This is a genomic window from Pseudomonas sp. BF-R-19 (assembly GCF_019956445.1).
GTDB lineage: Bacteria > Pseudomonadota > Gammaproteobacteria > Pseudomonadales > Pseudomonadaceae > Aquipseudomonas > Aquipseudomonas fluorescens_BH.
On the sequence record NZ_JAHBDN010000068.1, the window covers coordinates 12,582 to 29,794 of the forward strand.

Sequence of the window (17,213 nt, forward strand, 5' to 3'; positions counted from 1 at the left end):
GGTGTAGAACCGGTTTCTTACAACTCAATCAGGAGGTCACCATGAACCAGATCGATAAAGTGTTGTACACCGCCCAAACCCACACCACCGGCGGGCGTGACGGCGCGTCCCGCAGCTCCGACGGGATCCTCGACGTGAAGCTTTCGTCCCCGGGCGCGGGCGGCGGTGGGACCAATCCGGAGCAACTGTTCTCTGCCGGGTGGTCAGCCTGCTTCATCGGCGCCATGCAGGTTGCGGCCAGGGAAATGAAAGTGGCGCTGCCCAAGGATGTGGCCGTCGATGCCGAAGTCGACCTGGGCACCAATGAAGGTGGCTACCTGCTGCAGGCGCGGCTCAATGTCAGCCTGCCGGGGCTGGACCGTGAGACGGCACAAAAAATCGTCGACACCGGGCACCAGTACTGCCCGTACTCGAAAGCCACGCGCAACAACATCAACGTCGTGCTCAAGCTCGTTTGAGTTGAAATGAAAAGGTCTTGGCGAACGACATGGGTTGTCGCCAAGACCTGAATTGCTCGTCGCCAACAATTACCTGACCCAAGGTGAGTCGCAGACGTTGAAATTGTCGGTGACGGTGGATTTCTGAGGGCTGTTACTTGGGCAACTCCTGTGGGAGCGAGCTTGCTCGCGATGGCGGAGTGTCAGGCGACATCGATGTCGAATGTGCCGGCCTCATCGCGAGCAAGCTCGCTCCCACAGGTATTGTGGCCGATCGCGGGACTCGCATTCACTGAAGATCAAAACTGTGGGAGCGAGCCTGCTCGCGATGGCGGAGTGTCAGGCGACATCGATGTCGAATGTGCCGGCCTCATCGCGAGCAAGCTCGCTCCCACAGGTTCTGTGTTTTAACTGACGGAGCAATCAATTCATCTTGCTGTGATCGTGCATCATCGTGCCGTGATCCATAGTGCCAATCGCCTTGGCGACGGCTTCAACCTGAATCGACTCTTTCTCGCCCTTGGCGTCTTCGACGGTCAGGGTCAGTGGCACCTTGTCGCCTTCCTTGATCTGACCTGTGAGGTTCATCAGCATGATGTGATAGCCGTTGGGGTCGAGACTCACCGGCTTGCCGGCTGGCAGAGCCACGGAGTCCACCTGCTGCATCTTCATCACGTCGTCTTTCATGCTCATTTCATGAATCTGCACCAGCTTGGCAACCGGCGTTTGCACGCTCAGCAACTTGCTGTCGCTGCTCGCGGTGACAGTCATGAAGGCGCCGCTTGACGGCTGGCCGGCCACGGTGGCGCGGACCCAGGCGTCGTCGACCCGGGTTTGTGCCGACACCTGAAAGGCCACGCCAACCAGGGACAGGCCCAGTGCCAGTTGCTTGCAGCGTTGCACGAAGCGGTTTTTAGTCTGCGGGGCATTCATTTCAGCAAACCTCCATCACGGTGAGCAGGTCTTCTGCGCACTCTTTGGCCGTCAGGGACGCGGACAGTCCCAGGCGCAGATTGCCCCGGGAGTCGAAGACATAGCTGGTCGCGGTATGGGAGAGGGTATAGGTATCGCCGCTCGGGACTTTCTCAAAGAACACGCCGAATTCCTTGGCGGTGGCGGCGGTTTCTTCAAGCGTGCCGTACAGAGCTTCGAAACTCGGGTCGAAAGCCTTGACGTACTTGTCGAGCAACTCCGGCGTGTCGCGTTCCGGGTCCAGGGTGATGAAGATCACCTGCAGCCTTTCGCCGTCGCGGCCCATCAGTTTCTTGGCTTGTGCGGCGCGGGCCAGGGTGGTCGGGCACACGGCCGGGCACTGGGTGAAACCGAAGAACACCATCGGCATCAGGCCGCGATAGCTGCCCAGCATCCTGGTTTCGCCCTCAGGGTTCTTGAGCTTGAAGTTACGTCCCATGATCTTGTCGCTGAGGTCCTTGCCGTAGTTGAACGACAGCTTGCTGCTGTCGTCGCAACCGGCGAGCAGGCCCAGGCTCAACAAGCCCATGCCTTGCAGGACAGTCCGGCGGGTATACAAAGTACTCATGAAAAAAGCATCCTGTTGAACAGGCTGAAATGACAGCGTGATGACTGTACAGACGAAAAATCGCGGGGATGTTAACAAACTGTGCCAGTGCCGGAGGGGCGGATACGACCATTGGACCGGCGCACAGGCGTGACATAGTGTCGCGCCGTCAGGGTGAAAGTGCTCTTGTGGCGAGGGGGCTCGCCACAGGTAATCCCCCTCGCCACAGGTTCAGCGACGCAGCTTCGCGCAATGATCCTGTTCCGGTTGCGCGGCGGTGTACCACACGTAATCCGCACTCTCGGCGGTCACGGTCTTGCCTGCTTCGGCCAGGATCAGCACCACATTCCCTTCACCGGCACCCAGGTCCTTCAGGTGCAGCGGCACCCCCAGATCCTTGCGCACATGGAAGGCACCGGCCAGCAACAGCGCCGGTGTCGGCGCAGCCATCAGGCGCTCGGCCATGCGCCGGTCACGTTGCTGCTGCACGGCGAGCATGGCCGGCATCTGCGCTTCGGGCAGCAGGCCGCAATGAGATTCGCGGATGTCGTCCAGCAAGATCGCCTGCACCTGTGGGGTGGTGGACGCTTGCCCCGTGAGTAGCGGGTGCTGTTTGTAGATCTGCATGATCTGTGCGCGGTCCAGGTTCGCCGCCAGCAGCGGATACGGTTGCCGCAGCGCGTAGGTGACGAGTGCGCCATAAACACTCCAGTCCCAATTGGCCTGCCAGGCCAGTGCCTTGAACGCATCGGCCGGTGGCTGGCCCGCGCGGGTAGCGGCTTGCGTGGCATCGACCCTGGTCTGTTGATCGGGATTGAGCATTTCCATCAGCAGGCTGCCCTGGGCCCGTTGTGCCGCCAGCTCGCGCAGCAGCCACAATTGCAAGGCATGGTGGTCCGGGTTGTCGTGCTGTTCACCGACCAGAACACGTGGCGCGGCGGCCAGGCGTTCGACCAGTTCTTGCGGCGTCAGCGTGCGGCCCGTGGCGAGTTCGCGAATGACCCCAAGGTCGGTGTGATCACGCCCTTGCGGCGCGATCGGCGCCGGCAGTGGTGTGACCTGATGGGTTTGGCAGGCAGCCAACAGGCTGAATGCACAGAGCAACAGAAAGCGCATCGGTTTTCCTTATTGGACAGTTGCCCCATCGATGACAGAGGAGGGGGCGGTATCAGCGCGCGATGATCAACGGGTGGCCGCGTTCCGGGTGTTGGTGAATCAGCACTTGCAACCCATACACCGCCGCCAGCGCTTCGGCGGTCAGCACCTCTGCCGGTGGACCGTAGGCGTGGGGCAGGCCCTCTTGCAACAGCAACAGTTGATCGCAGTAACGTGCGGCCAGGTTGAGGTCGTGCAGGATCACCAGCACCGCCGCGCCACGCTCGGCGAAGTCACGCACGGCTTGCAAAATGGTGTGCTGGTGCAGCGGATCGAGCATCGACGTCGGTTCATCGAGCAGCAGGGTTTGCCCTGCGGCGCCCGGCCAGAGCTGCGCGAGCACCCGCGCCAGATGCACGCGCTGGCGTTCGCCGCCGGACAGGGCCAGGTAACTGCGTTCGGCCAGATGAAGGGCGTCGGCGGCTTTGAGCGCCTCGGCGACGATTTCGGCATCGCGCACCCGACCGCTGGCGTGAGGCAAACGACCCATGCCCACGACTTCATTGACCGAGAACGCAAAGTTCAGGCTCGAACTCTGCGGCAGCACGGCCAGGCGTTTGGCCCGTTCCTGACCCGGCCAGTCGGCGAGTGGACGCTCGTCGAGGCTGACCCTGCCTTCACTGGTCGCCAGCTCACCACACAAGGCCGCGAGCAGGGTGCTTTTGCCGGCGCCGTTCGGCCCCAGCACACCGAGCACTTCACCGGGGCGCAACTCGATATCGATGTTCGCCAGAACCGTGCGGTTGCCGCGACGTACCAGCAAGTTGTTTGCCCGCAGCATCAGGAACGCCCTCGCACCAACAGATATAGAAAGAACGGAGCGCCGATCAGTGCAGTCACGATGCCGATTGGCAATTCGGCCGGCGCCAACAGCAGGCGCGCCGCCAGATCCGCCAGCAACAGCAGGCTGGCACCGGCCAGCAACGACGCGGGCAGCAACACCCGGTGATCCGGACCCACCAGCAGGCGCATCAGATGCGGTACCACCAGGCCGATAAAACCGATCAGCCCGGCCGCCGCGACTGCCGCGCCGACGCCGAGCGCCGTGCACAACACCAGCTCAAGCTTGATCCGCTCGATGTCGAAGCCCAGGTGACGGGCCTCCGACTCACCCAACAGCATGGCATTGAGTGCCGCCGCGCGACGGGGCAACCACAACGCCACGCCCAGGGTGACGATCAGCAACGGCCACAAGCGCGGGTAACTGGCACCGTTGAGGCTGCCCAGGTTCCAGAACGTCAGGGTACGCAAGGTTGCATCATCGGCCAGGTAGGTGAACAGACCGACCCCGGCACCGGCCATCGCCGTCATCGCCACACCCGCCAAGAGCATGGTGGCGACGTCGGTCTGCCCGTTGCGACGACCAAATCGATACACCACTGCCGTGACGATCAAGCCACCGACGAAGGCGCTGACCGACAGCAGGTAGGGCTCGATCGCCGGCGGCAAGCCACCGAGCAGGCTGCCGCCGACGATGGCCAGGGCAGCACCGAGCGCCGCACCACCCGAGACGCCGACCAGACCCGGATCGGCCAAGGGGTTGCGGAACAACCCCTGCATCGCCACGCCGGACAACGCCAGAACCGAGCCCACGGCGATACCGAGCAAGCTGCGCGGCAGGCGAATCTGCCCGAGGATCAACTCCGCCTGCTGCGTGTCGCCACCGTCAAATGGCAACCCGAGCAGGCGCATCCCGCCCAGCAAGGTATCACCCAGCGGCAGGCTGACCGGCCCGAGGGCCAGGGACAGCCAGAACACCAGCACCAGCAACAGCAGTAAAAAGATCAACGTCGGACGCGGCCGAAAAATGGCCGTCATGGGTTGATCCTGGCGGTCTGCGCCGTGGCGTCCGGGTAGAACGCCGTGGCACAGGCCAGCAGTGTCTTGATACGCATCGGGACTATTCCTTAGCCGATCAGAGGGGGGCGGGCATCGAAACCTTCGTAGCGGGTGATGATGCCATCGACGCTCGGCTTACGCACACGCCACGGTTTGGTCATGCCAGAGGTTTTCAGGTGCCAGGTTGGACATTGGGGCGAGCACGTTGAACCCGATATCCATGCAGCGTCGGTTGAGTAGCGCCTACGATCATGAGAAGAACTTGTGATCATCACGATTAAAATGAGTTTGTCTCACTCGCTGGCACTGCGGACAATGGCTCCCATTGAACGCATTGGAGTTATTTGACATGGCTGTGGCCCATTCCCTTGGATTTCCGCGCATTGGTCGCGACCGCGAACTGAAAAAGGCTCAAGAAGCGTTCTGGAAGGGCGAGCTCGACGAAGCCGGTCTGCGCACCGTGGGCCGCGACCTGCGCAAGACCCACTGGGACTTGCAGAAAAACGCCGGCATCGAGCTGCTGCCGGTCGGCGACTTTGCCTGGTACGACCAGGTCCTGACCCATTCGTTGATGTTCGGTGTGATCCCGGAGCGTTTCCGCCCGCACGATGGCAAGGCCAGCCTGCAAACCCTGTTCGGCATGGCGCGTGGTGTGAGCGACAGTTGCTGCGGCGGCGCGCACGCCCAGGAAATGACCAAGTGGTTCGACACCAACTATCACTACCTCGTCCCTGAATTCAGCGCCGATCAGCAGTTCCAGCTCGGCTGGGACCAGTTGTTCGAAGAAGTCGAAGAAGCCCGCGCACTGGGGCATAACGTCAAGCCGGTGATCATCGGCCCGTTGACTTATCTGTGGCTGGGCAAGGCCAAGGGCGCCGAATTCGACAAGCTGGAGCTGCTGGATCGTCTGTTGCCGTTGTACGGCCAGATCTTCCAGCGTCTGGCGGCACAGGGTGTCGAGTGGGTGCAAATCGACGAGCCGATCCTGGTGCTCGACCTGCCACAGGAATGGAAAAACGCTTTTGAGCGTGCCTACAACCTGATTCAGCGCGACCCGTTGAAGAAGCTGGTCGCCACTTACTTCGGTGGTCTGGAAGAGAACCTTGGCCTGGCCGCCAACCTGCCGGTGGACGGCCTGCACATCGATCTGGTGCGTGCGCCTGAGCAGTACCCGACCATCCTCGATCGTCTGCCGGCCTACAAAGTGCTGTCGCTGGGCCTGGTCAACGGCCGTAACGTCTGGCGCTGCGATCTGGAAAACGCTTTGGCCACACTGCAGCACGCTCAAGAACGCCTGGGTGATCGTCTGTGGGTCGCGCCATCCTGCTCGCTGCTGCACTGCCCGGTTGATCTGGGGCGTGAGGACAAGCTCGATGCCGAGCTGAAAAGCTGGCTGGCGTTTGCCGTGCAGAAGTGTGAAGAGGTCGCGGTGCTGGCTCAGGCGGTGAATGAACCGGAAGCGCCGAAGGTGCTTGAAGCGTTGACTCAAAGCCGCGCCGTGCAGGCCAGCCGTGCTGCGTCGCCACGCATTCACAAACCGGCCGTGCAGGCGCGTGTTGCGGCGATCACCGCCAAGGACAGCCAGCGTCACTCGCTGTTTGCCCAGCGTATCGCCAAGCAACGCGCCGGCCTGAACCTGCCGCTGTTCCCGACCACCACCATCGGTTCGTTCCCGCAAACCGCGTCGATCCGTCTGGCTCGCCAGTCGTTCAAGCAAGGCAAGCTGACCGAAGCCGAATACACCGAAGCGATGCACAGCGAGATCCGTCACGCCGTGCAAGTCCAGGAACACCTGGGCCTGGACGTGCTGGTGCACGGTGAAGCCGAGCGCAACGACATGGTCGAGTACTTCGCCGAGCAATTGGACGGCTACGTGTTCACCCGTTTCGGCTGGGTCCAGAGCTACGGTTCGCGTTGCGTGAAACCGGCGGTGATCTTCGGCGACCTGAGCCGTCCGAAAGTCATGACCGTGGAGTGGATCCGCTACGCCCAAGGCCTCACCGACAAGGTGATGAAGGGCATGCTGACAGGTCCTGTGACCATGCTGATGTGGTCGTTCCCGCGTGAAGACGTGAGCCGCGAAGTGCAAGCCCGTCAGCTGGCGCTGGCGATCCGTGACGAAGTGGTGGACCTGGAAGCTGCCGGGATCAAGATCGTGCAGATCGACGAAGCCGCGTTCCGCGAAGGCCTGCCGTTGCGCCAGGCGCAGTGGCAGCACTACCTGGATTGGGCGACCGAAGTGTTCCGCCTGTGCGCCTGCGGTGTGCGTGACGAAACCCAGATCCACACGCACATGTGCTACAGCGAATTCAACGATGTGATCGAGTCCATCGCCGCCATGGATGCCGACGTGATCACCATCGAAACCTCGCGCTCGGACATGGAGCTGCTGGACGCGTTCGAAGCCTTTGCCTACCCGAACGAAATCGGCCCGGGCGTGTATGACATCCACTCGCCACGGGTGCCGGACTCCTCGGAAATGGCCAACCTGCTGCGCAAGGCCGCCAAGCGTATTCCCGCCGACCGCCTGTGGGTCAACCCGGACTGCGGCCTGAAGACCCGCGGCTGGCCGGAAACCGAAGCGGCGCTGGTGCACATGGTCAATGCGGCACGTCAACTGCGTAAAGAATGGGCCTGACGCTGTATTGGGTGCACCACTGAAACCTGTGGGAGCGGGCTTGGTCCGGGCGGCGATCCGACGAAGGCGGAGTGTCAGGCGACTTCGATGTTGAATGTGCCGGCCTCTTCGCGAGCAAGCCCGCTCCCACAGTTGATTTGGGTGGTTCGCAGATTTTGCGTTCAGCCACTGAACCTGTGGGAGCGGGCTTGGTCCGGGCGGCGATCCGACGAAGGCGGAGTGTCAGGCGGCATCGATGTTGAATGTGCCGGCCTCTTCGCGAGCAAGCCCGCTCCCACCATGATTTGGGTAGTTCGCAGATTTTGTGTACAGCCGCTGAACCTGTGGGAGCGGGCTTGCCCGCGAAGGCGGAGTGTCAGGCGGCATCGATGTCGAATGTGCCGGCCTCTTCGCGGGCAAGCCCGCTCCCACAGTTGATTTGGGTGGTTCGCAGATTTTGCGTACAGCCGCTGAACCTGTAGGAGCGAGCCTGCTCGCGAAGGCGGAGTGTCAGGCGACTTCGATGTCGAATGTGCCGGCCTCTTCGCGGGCAAACCCGCTCCCACAGTTGATTTGGGTGGTTCGCAGATTTTGCGTTCAACCACTGAACCTGTGGGAGCGGGCTTGCTCGCGAAGGCGGAGTGTCAGGCGACATCGATGTTGAATGTGCCGGCCTCATCGCGGGCAAGCCCGCTCCCACCATGATTTGGGTGGTTCGCAGATTTTGTGTACAGCCGCTGAACCTGTAGGAGCGAGCCTGCTCGCGATGACGGAGTGTCAGGCGGCATCGATGTCGAATGTGCCGGCCTCTTCGCGGGCAAACCCGCTCCCACAGTTGATTTGGGTGGTTCGCAGATTTTGCGTTCAACCACTGAACCTGTGGGAGCGGGCTTGCCCGCGAAGGCGGAGTGTCAGGCGACATCGATGTTGAATGTGCCGGCCTCTTCGCGGGCAAGCCCGCTCCCACCATGATTTGGGTGGTTCGCAGATTTTGTGTACAGCCGCTGAACCTGTGGGAGCGAGCCTGCTCGCGAAGGCGGAGTGTCAGGCGGCATCGATGTCGAATGTGCCGGCCTCTTCGCGGGCAAGCCCGCTCCCACAGTTGATTTGGGTGGTTCGCAGATTTTGCGTTCAACCACTGAACCTGTGGGAGCGGGCTTGCTCGCGAAGGCGGAGTGTCAGGCGACATCGATGTTGAATGTGCCGGCCTCATCGCGAGCAGGCTCGCTCCCACAGTGATTTGGGTGGTTCGCAGATTTTGCGTTCAACCACTGAACCTGTGGGAGCGGGCTTGGTCCGGGCGGCGATCCGACGAAGGCGGAGTGTCAGGCGACATCGATGTCGAATGTGCCGGCCTCTTCGCGGGCAAGCCCGCTCCCACCATGATTTGGGTAGTTCGCAGATTTTGCGTACAGCCACTGAACCTGTGGGAGCGAGCCTGCTCGCGATGACGGAGTGTCAGGCGGCATCGATGTCGAATGTGCCGGCCTCTTCGCGAGCAAGCCCGCTCCCACAGTTGATTTGGGTGGTTCGCAGATTTTGCGTACAGCCACTGAACCTGTGGGAGCGAGCCTGCTCGCGATGACGACTCGACAGCCAGCAATGAAGTGATTGCCAGACCGCTATCGCGAGCAAGCCTCCAACGGATTTGCATCACTCAGCGCCGTGGCTCGGCCACCAACAGCAATGACTGCGGTACGGGGCTTTGCGGGTGCTGTGGCTCCTGCAAGCCGGCCAGCATAAACCCCGCCATGTCCAGCGCATTGAACCAGCTGGACAGGGTGCGGAAATACCACGGCATGGGCTGCCACTGTCCCTTGAAACCGGCGAAGGTCTCTTCCCGCCAGCCATCCTGATAATCGCCCGCCGCAGCCGCCCACGGGTGCAGCGTCTGGATCACCAGCGCGCCACCCGGGGCGAGCAGGGTGCTCATGGCGGCGAGCAGGGGGATGATGTCCTGATGCAGCAGGGCGAAGTTGGCGCAGATCAGGTTGTAGTCGCGGCCGATGTCGACTTCTGCTTCTGCCAACTGTTCATAGCTCGCCAAATGCACTGGCGCAGCGCCCGCCGTCCGTGCTGCCTCCACCAGCGTCCCATCGCCATCCACGCCGACCGCCTCGATACCCCGGTCTGCCAGCGCACGCAACAACCAGCCTTCACCGCAACCCAGGTCGAGCACACGCTCGGGCTGGCGACCCAGCACCGCCAGCAGGATGGCCTGGTCGGTGACCTTTTGGCGGCTTTCAATGGTGCCCGAGCGGATGGCGTCAATCCAGGCCCGGGCGTTGTGGTGCCAGCTGTCGAGGAGAGTCGTTTCGGGGGCTGACATGGTCGATGTCCGGCGTGATGGGTTGGATGAAAGGATAGGGCAACAGAATATTTACGGTGGAGCCGGTTTTACCCGGCACCACCGATAGCGCAGGGAAGGATGGACCCGTGGCTAGGCGCTTTTGCTGGCTGCCAGATGATAGGCAACCAACGCATTGGCGTGACCATGACCCATACCGTGTTCGGTTTTGAGCCAGGCCACCATTTCCATGTGTTTCTTGTCGCTGACGTTCTTGAGCAGGTTCAGCCAATGGCTGATCGGCTGCCCGTACTTTTTTTCAATGGACGGGAAGTACGAAGCCGGTCCTTTGGTTTTTGTCTCTTCGGTCACGATGCAAACTCCCTTTTCGATTTTCCAGGTTCGAAAACAGCACCGGTTACGTTACTTATTTGCCGTCAACGCGTCCATCGTCCAGATAGTCGAACCTGAACCACGTCGCTCTCAGTAATTCATCCCGTCATCGATCGCGATGCCCTGGGCACGCATGGCCTTGATCAACTCGCTACGGGTACCGGGCAAGTTGAGCATGGTCCTGGCGCGCAACGCGGTGACTTCTTCGGCGGTGTAAGGCTGATAGTCGGCCGGCACGCTTTTGCCCGCCATGCCGTCTTCCCGCATCAGCCAGTTGAGCAAGTCCGCCAGTTGCGCGTTGTTCAGCGCCGACTGCGACATGCCCGGCACCCGCACGAGGAATTCGCGGCCACCGGGGACTTTCAGGAAGTTGCCGACAAAGCCTTTCATCCGTGGTGTGTCGTTGGCAGCGGAACCGCTGCCATCGCCCAGGTGGCAACCGGCGCATTGCAGCTGGTAGTTCACGCCTACGCTGTAACCGGCCTGGGCAATCGGGGTTTGCAGCGATTCATTGCCCGGCGCGTGCTGCTGGTTCGGGTCGGGAATGGCCCGGGCATAGGCGAGCGGGGCGCCAAGGGCGCAGACGAGACCGAGCAATATCAAACTACGCATGTAACCCAACTCCGCTGATGACCGGTTTGGCTCTGGTTCCCTGTAGGCGCGAGCCTGCTCGCGAAGAACTCAAGGGCGACGCGTTAAACCAGATAGCCCGCGTTATCGTTGACGTCCTTCGCGAGCAGGCTCGCTCCTACAGGTACAGAGGACAGCTAAAAAAAAGAAAGGCAGCCACAGAAAAAAAGCGCCGGTTGCGCGAACAACCGGCGAAAAGCGCGTTCTTTAAACGGCGACGCCGCGGATGACCGAAACGGTGCAGTGGTAGATGTGCGATTTGGCGGCCAGGCACCAGTTCACATCGTTGTTGTTGAACGGGCGGTAGGCCGGTTCTTCACTGTCGTTACGGGTGCAGGCGCACTGGGCGCAGCTCTGCTTACCGCAGCAGTCGTTGTACGAAATGATGTAGTCCTTGCCGTCGGCCGGGTTGCGGCAGGTGCCGATCCAGGTCACTTGCGAGGCTTCGGTGCCTGGTGGGCAGGACGTCACCGACCCACCGCAGCAGCTGCACAGAAAACCGTCGATGGAGCAGTAGCGCCAGTAGTCGCAGCTGTTCGGATCACCCGGGTCGCCGGCCTGCGCAGGCTCTGCGGCCAGGGCCTTGCTGGTGCGATCCAGCGGCAGCAGCAGGGGCAGGGCGGCACCGGCCACCATCAGCGAACCCATGCGCGCCAGCAGTTTACGGCGCGAAGTGGTGTCGGCGACACGGCGGGACGAACGCTCAAACAACAGATCCAGCAGTTTCATAAAGGTCTCCCTGCCTTATCAGTGGCTATGGCCGTGGCTGTGGTCGTGATCGTGGGTGTGCGGTTGGGCATTGAGGTACTGCTGCAGCGTGGCGTGCTTCAAATGCTCGACTTCGAACAGGCTGTCCAGGTGCTCGCGGGAGTTGACCAGGCCTTTGGCGCGCAGGGTGCCGGCCTTGTCGATCAGCGCAGCGTACGGCAGCTTGCCGATCTGGTAGGTCATGCCCACTTCCGGGCCGACCACATAAGTCGCGTCTTCGAGTTTGTGTTCGCGGATCAGCGCTTGCTGGGCGTCCATGTCGCCATCGCTGACGAACACCACGTCGAGGCGGTCCGATTGCTCCTTGGCGATGGATTTGATCGCCGGCAGCAGCGACTTGCAGATCGGGCAGGTCGGCGAAAGGAAGAACAGCAGTTGCGATTTCTCGCCGGCATAACCGAAGTTCACCGGACGACCGTGACGGTCGCTGGCGGTGACTTGCGGCGCGGGTTCATTGACCGCCACACCTTTGTCGACCATCAACGCGCCGGCCGGCGCCAGGCGACCGTGCAGCACGCCGATCTGCCGCACCAGGCCCATGACGACAAACGCCACGGCCACCAGCAGCACCCAGAGCAGAACGTTGGAAACAATCAAGCCTTCCATTTCGATTACCTACCAATCAATTTGAGCAGAAGAGGGGAGTTCGCCAGCAAGCCATCGGCCGCGGCGTAGATGAGCAGCGCGACAGCGGCGGCGGCCAGGGTCACGAAGCCATCGAACAAGTTGAGGTCACGGACAACCGGCGCCACGCTGGCCAACAGCGCCAGGGCTACCAGCGCACTGTTGCGCGCCAGCAGTACCGGGCGCAGCGGCTGTGCCTGGTCGGGACCGGCGCAACCGCAGTCGATGTCCGCGCGACCGCGCCACAGGTTGATGCCGATGGCGGCGGCGTACAGGGCCAACAGGCTGGCGGCGCTCAACGCGGCATAACCACGGCTGACCGGCACCAGCAGGGCAAAGGCAATGGCCAGTTCCAGCAACGGCACCAACCGTGCCGTCGGGCGCACCAGCGCCTCGGGCAGCAGTTGATAGTCCGCCAGCTGCCGGGCGAAGCGGGCCGGCGCGCGCAACTTGTGGGTCGCGGCGCTGGCCAGCAACACCGCGATGGCGATGGCGCTGGTTATGATGAAGATCGGATCTGTGTGCATGGCCGAACCTCTTAGTAGCTCAGGACCTGAGTCGCGGTTTTGGCGACTTTCGGCATGCTGCCGGTGAGCTTGTTGGTCTTCAGATCGAAAATTTGCAAACCGCCTTCCACATCGGTGCCGAGCAACAGCGGTTTGTCGTCGCCAGTGGCCTGCATGCTCCACACCGGAACCGGTGCTTCCAGGGTCGCGACTTTCTTGTGGGACTTGAGGTCAAAGGCCCAGATCAGCGGGCTCGGGTCTTCCCACTTCAACGGTTCGTGGGCGTCGTGCATCAGCACGTACAGGCGATCCAGCTTTGGCGCCACGGCCATCAGCTGCCAGCCACCCGGCGCCCAACCGGCTTTCTTTTCCTCGTCGGAAACCAGCGACCAGGAAGGCAGGACTTTCGGCGCATCACCGGCGAAATCCACCGGGCGTACGGTGCCGGTCGTGGTGGTGAAGTAGTAGGTGTCGCCGACGTTGACGGCGCGCTCTACCAGTTTCTCCGCGTTCGGATCAAAGAATGGCGTGCGGCTGCGCGCGGTTTCCTGGCCCTGATCGTTTAGGGTCACCACCTGCAGGCTGCCGTCGCCGCACAGCGAGGCGAAGCGGCGATTGCCGACCGGGTAGTTGAGCACGCAACCGGGGATGGCGATTTCCGTGGCAACGGCCTTGGCCTGGGTGTCGACCACGGTCACCGAAGTCGACGGGGTGAAGTTGTAGACGTAGACGAACTTGTCGTCGCCGCTTGGCTTGAGCGAGTAACGCTGGGTCAACGATTCGGCGCGCTTGTTCGGAATCAGCACTTCCCAGGATGGCGACAGGGTCGAGCTGTCCCACGCAGTGAGCACGTCGGTGCGGGTGCCGCGGGTGCCGCGGGAATACCAGATGTCCGCACTGTAGAGGGTCTTCTTGTCGTGGCTGAGGGTCGACGGCGCAGCAAAACCGGTCGGCACCATACCGAGGATGCGCTTCTGGTCCGGGTCGACCACGGTCACGCGGCCAGCCACGAAGCTGTCGAACTCGACGTCGATGACAAACGCGCGGTGAGCTTCGGGTGGAAACGCCAGAACGGTCTGGCCAATCGTACCGGCGGGCAAGTCCGCGCGGGCACTGTTCAAACCGAGTACAAGCAGGCTCAGGCCTAGCGCTGACTGTACGGAGATCCTGTTTGTTCGCATAAGGGGAACTTCCTGAATTGTTGGTAACGCGGATCGCGGGTGCTTTGGCAGATTTTTACCCTTTGATTCTGCCGTGCCCCGCGATCGGGAGAATTGCCCTGCCTGCCAAGTGTTTGTGTGTCTGTGCCAGTGTCATGAAACTGGCTGCACAAGCTGATAATGCAGGGGTTTTACTGGCGTCAGAGGGGGGAAGGGCGAAGCTGCACTTGTGGCGAGGGGGCTTGCCCCGTTCGGTGGCGAAGCCGCCGCAAATTCAGGAGATTCGGTCTGCCTGTAGGATTGTTGGGGGCCGCTTCGCAGCCCAACGGGGGCAAGCCCCCTCGCCACAGGGTTTGTGTAGATCAGGCCACAGGGGTTGAGTACGTCAGGCGAGGGGAAGGGAAAAGGTAAACACAGCGCCGCACGGCTCGAGGTTTTGCGCCCAGATATCGCCACGGTGGCGGCCGATGATGTTCTTGCACAGTGCCAGGCCAATGCCGTTACCGCTGACCTTGGACGAGAAAAATCCGTCGAACAGTTTCTCCTGCGCCTGGGCCTGGATACCTCGACCGCAGTCTTCGATGCGCACCAGCGCCACGCCGTTGTCGGCGCTGGCATGAATGCGCAGCAAGCGTCGTTCGGTCGGCAAGTCGGCCATTTCCTCAATGGCGTTGAAGGCCAGGTTGAGGATCACCTGGCCGATCAGCACCTTCTCGCAACTCACCCGCAGCGGTTCGGACGCGGTGACGATTTCCACGCGCACCCGGCTCGGATCGGCCCGCAGGCTGATGAAGTAGCGGGTTTCGCGCAGCAGTTCATTAAGGTCGACCAGTTCTTCGGTCTGCTCCAGCTTGACCACGTAATCGCGCACGCTCTTGATGATCACCGAGGCATGCTCGATCTGCCGCACGGCGCTCTGCAAGCCCCAGGCGACGCCTTGATCGGTTTCGCCGGCGTTGCCCAGGCGAATCACTGCGCCTTCAATAAAGTTGCGAGTCGCCGCCAATGGCTGGCTCAACTCGTGGGCAATCGCCACGGCCATTTCACCCATGGCGTTGTAGCGCGCCAGGTATTCGAGCTTCTGCTCGCTGACCCGCCGCGCCTCTTCGGCCTGCACCTGTTCGGTCACGTCGCGGAACAGCAGCAGATGGCCGACCAGATCGTCCTCTATCTCGATGTAGCGGCAGGTTGCGTCATGCCAGCGCCACTCGCCATCGCGGCGCTGCACCTTGTAATGCACGTTGAACGGCGCGTGCTTCGGTCTCTCATGGGCAAGCTGTTGCAACAGGCGCTGGCCGGATGCGTCGTCGCACCAGGCCAGGAAGTTCTTGCCCATCAGCTTGTGCACTTCGCTGTTGAGCAGGTGTGCGCCGGAGTCGCTGATAAAGCGAATGTCGCCCTCGGGGCCGAGCACCGCTACACCTTCGGCCAGGTCCTGCATGAAGGCCTTGAGTCGACTCTCGAAACGCTTGAGGTCGCGCTTGACCTTGTCCTCCTTGGAAATGTCGCGGAACTGCACCATCAACACGTCGCGACCGTCCAGGTGCACCAGGGTCGCCACCGCCTCGGACAGAATCTCCACCCCTTGCTTGGAGCGATAGCACCACTCGATGGCCCGCTGCCCGGTACGCGCGGCACCTTCCAGCCAGCGCAAGCCCACCGAGCGCCGGTACTTCGGTGCGTCGCGGGTCATGTCCGGGGCCTTGAGCGGTGTCAGTTCTTCCAGGGTAAAGCCCAGCGCCGCGAGGGCTGCGGCGTTGGCCCAGAGAATTTCCTTGGTGTGCGCGTCATGAAGAATGATGCACAGCGGCATGGCTTCGATCAGCGCATAAAAGTCGTTCGGTTTTGGCTGGTACATCGCACGGCCCCTGGCGGCAGAGATTTGCAGTATGGCGTTTTATACCTGCTCGCACAGCGGGATGCGCTCAGAGGTAATCGGTGGGGGGCTAGGGGTTTTCTTTAGTGAGGGGGTTGCACGCACCAATAGTTGTGCCGGGACGCGGTTTTTACACTGGACCTCAATGCAAGGGCAACCACGCCTCTTCTCGGTGCCGCCCCACTAACAATAATCAAAACGGAGAACTAGCCCATGCTGCGTTCAGCTGTCGCGCAACAAGACCCTGTGTCCGAACCGGTCGTGCCAATGGTCGAGAGTCAGCTATTCCAGCAAGTGCTGGATGAGGTCCGCCAGCGTCGCGAAGAATTCGACACCGGCTCCCACGTGCCTCGGGACATGATCGAGCGCTTCAAGCAGGTGGGCATTTACCGCGCCGCCACGCCGAAATGCTTCGGCGGCGACGCCCTGGCACCGGCGCTGTTTCTGCAAATGATCGAGCGCATCTCCGAAGCCGACGGCTCGGCGGGCTGGGTGGCCAGCTTCGGTAGTGCCGGGGTCTACCTGGCAGCCTTGCCGCGGGAAACCCTGGCTGAACTCTACGCCGAGAGCCCTGACCTGGTGTTCGCCGGTGGCTTGTTCCCCTTGCAATCGGCCGAGGCCGTAGAAGGCGGCTATCAGGTCAACGGCACCTGGAAATTCGCCAGCGGCTGCAAAGGCGCAGACCTGTTGGGCGTTGGCATCGGCGCCGCTGGCGGCAAGCCGCGCACCGCAGTATTTCGCCCGGAGCAGGTAGACATCGTCGAGAACTGGGAAGTGGTCGGCCTCAAGGGCACCGGCAGCCATGACCTGCGTGTAACCGATAAACGCGTTGATGAGCGCTGGACGTTCATCCGTGGCGGTGCCGCGACCATCGACGAACCGCTGTTCCGCTACCCGTCGATCGCCTACGCCGCGCAAGTGCTGGCGGTGGTCAACCTCGGCCTGGCCCGTGCGGCCCTCGACGAAATCAGCCGTATGGCGGCCGGCAGCGGCATCACCGGCGCGCCGAAACTGTCCGACCGCGCCTACGTGCGCATCGAGATCGCCAAGGCTGAAGCCAAGCTCAGCGCCGCCCGCGGTTTTTTCTACAACGCCACCGAACAGGTGTGGAACTCGATCCTGGCCGGCAACCCGGTCACGCCGGAGCAAACCAGCCTGTTGCGCCTGTCGGCTATTCACGTGTCCCAGGCCGGTGCCGAGGTGGTGCAGAGCGCCTACAGCCTGGCCGGCACCACCGCTATTTACCTGCGCCATCCGCTTCAGCGCTATCTGCGCGATTCGATGGTGGTGACCCAGCACGCCTTCCTCAGCGAAGGCCTGTATGACGGCGCCGGCTCGGTGTTCCTCGGCGTCTCGCCGTTCCCGGGCTACATCTGAATCCCCATTACTTTTTCAAGGAATC

General features: G+C 62.1%; 16 protein-coding genes and 1 pseudogene. 3 read left to right on the forward strand and 14 right to left on the reverse strand.

The annotated features are described in order from the left end of the window. Window positions 1-41: 41 nt before the first annotated feature. Window positions 42-458: an organic hydroperoxide resistance protein gene (locus tag KGB28_RS19570; protein WP_150725279.1), complete on the forward strand. Its 417-nt coding sequence runs from the start codon at window positions 42-44 to the stop codon at window positions 456-458. Window positions 459-860: 402 nt separating this feature from the next. Here the strand turns inward: KGB28_RS19570 and KGB28_RS19575 are convergent, their stop codons facing one another. The 6 genes and pseudogenes from KGB28_RS19575 to KGB28_RS31830 all read right to left on the reverse strand — a co-directional run. Then, window positions 861-1,370, reverse strand: coding sequence for a copper chaperone PCu(A)C (locus KGB28_RS19575; protein ID WP_223447243.1), 510 nt, complete (start codon window positions 1,368-1,370; stop codon window positions 861-863). A 1-nt stretch (window position 1,371) separates the two neighbouring features. After that, complete coding sequence (locus tag KGB28_RS19580; RefSeq protein WP_223447245.1) at window positions 1,372-1,977, reverse strand: SCO family protein; 606 nt, start codon at window positions 1,975-1,977, stop codon at window positions 1,372-1,374. Window positions 1,978-2,187: 210 nt separating this feature from the next. Further along, complete coding sequence (locus KGB28_RS19585) at window positions 2,188-3,072, reverse strand: ChaN family lipoprotein (RefSeq protein WP_223447247.1); 885 nt, start codon at window positions 3,070-3,072, stop codon at window positions 2,188-2,190. Between the two features lie 52 nt (window positions 3,073-3,124). Then, window positions 3,125-3,892: a heme ABC transporter ATP-binding protein gene (locus KGB28_RS19590; protein ID WP_223447249.1), complete on the reverse strand. Its 768-nt coding sequence runs from the start codon at window positions 3,890-3,892 to the stop codon at window positions 3,125-3,127. Beyond that, on the reverse strand, window positions 3,892-4,875 hold the full coding sequence (locus KGB28_RS19595; RefSeq protein ID WP_223447293.1) for a FecCD family ABC transporter permease: 984 nt from the start codon (window positions 4,873-4,875) through the stop codon (window positions 3,892-3,894). The genes KGB28_RS19590 and KGB28_RS19595 overlap by 1 nt, the downstream gene beginning before the upstream one ends. 149 nt (window positions 4,876-5,024) lie before the next feature. Further along, window positions 5,025-5,169, reverse strand: a pseudogene (locus KGB28_RS31830) (hemin-degrading factor); the annotation flags it as partial. A 130-nt stretch (window positions 5,170-5,299) separates the two neighbouring features. Here KGB28_RS31830 and metE point away from each other — a divergent pair. Beyond that, window positions 5,300-7,588 (forward strand): 5-methyltetrahydropteroyltriglutamate--homocysteine S-methyltransferase, encoded by a 2,289-nt coding sequence (gene metE / locus KGB28_RS19600; protein ID WP_223447251.1) that lies wholly within the window; start codon window positions 5,300-5,302, stop codon window positions 7,586-7,588. Between the two features lie 1,636 nt (window positions 7,589-9,224). Here the strand turns inward: metE and KGB28_RS19605 are convergent. From KGB28_RS19605 to KGB28_RS19640, 8 genes are all read right to left on the reverse strand, one after another. Further along, the gene (locus KGB28_RS19605; RefSeq protein WP_223447253.1) at window positions 9,225-9,896 is read right to left on the reverse strand and encodes a class I SAM-dependent methyltransferase; all 672 of its coding nucleotides are present in this window, start codon (window positions 9,894-9,896) and stop codon (window positions 9,225-9,227) included. A 111-nt stretch (window positions 9,897-10,007) separates the two neighbouring features. Then, complete coding sequence (locus KGB28_RS19610; RefSeq protein ID WP_223447255.1) at window positions 10,008-10,226, reverse strand: DUF4287 domain-containing protein; 219 nt, start codon at window positions 10,224-10,226, stop codon at window positions 10,008-10,010. A 111-nt stretch (window positions 10,227-10,337) separates the two neighbouring features. Beyond that, window positions 10,338-10,859, reverse strand: coding sequence for a cytochrome C (locus tag KGB28_RS19615; protein ID WP_223447257.1), 522 nt, complete (start codon window positions 10,857-10,859; stop codon window positions 10,338-10,340). Window positions 10,860-11,084: 225 nt separating this feature from the next. After that, a complete protein-coding gene (locus KGB28_RS19620; RefSeq protein WP_008050506.1) occupies window positions 11,085-11,606 on the reverse strand; it encodes a methylamine dehydrogenase light chain in 522 nt (173 codons plus the stop codon). A gap of 18 nt (window positions 11,607-11,624) precedes the next feature. Next, on the reverse strand, window positions 11,625-12,251 hold the full coding sequence (gene mauD / locus KGB28_RS19625) for a methylamine dehydrogenase accessory protein MauD (protein ID WP_090454794.1): 627 nt from the start codon (window positions 12,249-12,251) through the stop codon (window positions 11,625-11,627). Between the two features lie 5 nt (window positions 12,252-12,256). Then, on the reverse strand, window positions 12,257-12,796 hold the full coding sequence (locus KGB28_RS19630) for a MauE/DoxX family redox-associated membrane protein (protein ID WP_223447259.1): 540 nt from the start codon (window positions 12,794-12,796) through the stop codon (window positions 12,257-12,259). Between the two features lie 11 nt (window positions 12,797-12,807). After that, entirely contained in the window at window positions 12,808-13,956 is a 1,149-nt protein-coding gene (locus KGB28_RS19635) for an amine dehydrogenase large subunit (protein WP_223447261.1), read from the reverse strand. 364 nt (window positions 13,957-14,320) lie between these two features. Then, window positions 14,321-15,793, reverse strand: a complete 1,473-nt coding sequence (locus tag KGB28_RS19640) for an ATP-binding protein (protein WP_223447263.1) — start codon at window positions 15,791-15,793, stop codon at window positions 14,321-14,323. 231 nt (window positions 15,794-16,024) lie between these two features. On the opposite strand from KGB28_RS19640, the gene KGB28_RS19645 reads away from it, so the two are divergent. Next, the gene (locus tag KGB28_RS19645) at window positions 16,025-17,188 is read left to right on the forward strand and encodes an acyl-CoA dehydrogenase family protein (RefSeq protein ID WP_223447265.1); all 1,164 of its coding nucleotides are present in this window, start codon (window positions 16,025-16,027) and stop codon (window positions 17,186-17,188) included. The last annotated feature ends 25 nt before the right edge of the window (window positions 17,189-17,213 follow it).

Coding starts and splice junctions, on each gene's coding strand:
- KGB28_RS19570 (WP_150725279.1), top strand. CDS start 42: ATGAACCAGATCGATAAAGTGTTGTACACCGCCCAAACCCACACCACC.
- KGB28_RS19575 (WP_223447243.1), bottom strand. CDS start 1,370: ATGAATGCCCCGCAGACTAAAAACCGCTTCGTGCAACGCTGCAAGCAA.
- KGB28_RS19580 (WP_223447245.1), bottom strand. CDS start 1,977: ATGAGTACTTTGTATACCCGCCGGACTGTCCTGCAAGGCATGGGCTTG.
- KGB28_RS19585 (WP_223447247.1), bottom strand. CDS start 3,072: ATGCGCTTTCTGTTGCTCTGTGCATTCAGCCTGTTGGCTGCCTGCCAA.
- KGB28_RS19590 (WP_223447249.1), bottom strand. CDS start 3,892: ATGCTGCGGGCAAACAACTTGCTGGTACGTCGCGGCAACCGCACGGTT.
- metE (WP_223447251.1), top strand. CDS start 5,300: ATGGCTGTGGCCCATTCCCTTGGATTTCCGCGCATTGGTCGCGACCGC.
- KGB28_RS19605 (WP_223447253.1), bottom strand. CDS start 9,896: ATGTCAGCCCCCGAAACGACTCTCCTCGACAGCTGGCACCACAACGCC.
- KGB28_RS19615 (WP_223447257.1), bottom strand. CDS start 10,859: ATGCGTAGTTTGATATTGCTCGGTCTCGTCTGCGCCCTTGGCGCCCCG.
- KGB28_RS19620 (WP_008050506.1), bottom strand. CDS start 11,606: ATGAAACTGCTGGATCTGTTGTTTGAGCGTTCGTCCCGCCGTGTCGCC.
- mauD (WP_090454794.1), bottom strand. CDS start 12,251: ATGGAAGGCTTGATTGTTTCCAACGTTCTGCTCTGGGTGCTGCTGGTG.
- KGB28_RS19630 (WP_223447259.1), bottom strand. CDS start 12,796: ATGCACACAGATCCGATCTTCATCATAACCAGCGCCATCGCCATCGCG.
- KGB28_RS19635 (WP_223447261.1), bottom strand. CDS start 13,956: ATGCGAACAAACAGGATCTCCGTACAGTCAGCGCTAGGCCTGAGCCTG.
- KGB28_RS19640 (WP_223447263.1), bottom strand. CDS start 15,793: ATGTACCAGCCAAAACCGAACGACTTTTATGCGCTGATCGAAGCCATG.
- KGB28_RS19645 (WP_223447265.1), top strand. CDS start 16,025: ATGCTGCGTTCAGCTGTCGCGCAACAAGACCCTGTGTCCGAACCGGTC.